Annotated in this window: 1 pseudogene; it reads right to left on the bottom strand. The window is 67.4% G+C overall.

Annotation, left to right across the window (positions count from 1 at the left end):
* Positions 1 to 427, bottom strand: a pseudogene (locus EOA75_RS34405) (patatin-like phospholipase family protein); the annotation flags it as partial.

The raw sequence follows: 427 nt of genomic DNA, 5'->3' as shown, positions 1-427 counted from the left end.
CCAATTGACGAGATCGATCGTCTCCTCGCTTCCTAGGAAATGAAGCGACGTGCCGATATCGGCAGGCGCGATTGCCGCGCTTTGCACGAAGCTCGGCTCGGCGGCGTCAGGCTTGCTGGCGATCGACCAGTAGACGCCGCGGGTGGCGGCATAATCGGGCCGGGTCGCGTCATTGGGCAGGCCCTGGTCGTCGGCATCCTTCGCCGCCTGGAAGCGGGCGATGAGGTCGCGCCGCCTGAGCGAGCGCACCTGGTTGTCGGTGGTGTCGAGCACGCGCTTCAACTGCGAGAACCAGTTCCAGTAACCGGAGCTCGACGCCCGCCAGGGCGCGCCGGCGTCGCTGACCAACAGCCAGCGGCAGCGCTTCAGCGCCGGCTCGATGCCGTGATTGTCATAGACGCCGCCATCGGTGAGCACGGCGCGGCCG

This window comes from Mesorhizobium sp. M1A.F.Ca.IN.022.07.1.1, assembly GCF_003997575.1.
In the GTDB taxonomy this organism is placed as follows: Bacteria; Pseudomonadota; Alphaproteobacteria; order Rhizobiales; family Rhizobiaceae; genus Mesorhizobium.
Note: the sequence above shows the minus strand (reverse complement) of the source record. Positions and strands in the feature narration are given on the sequence as shown.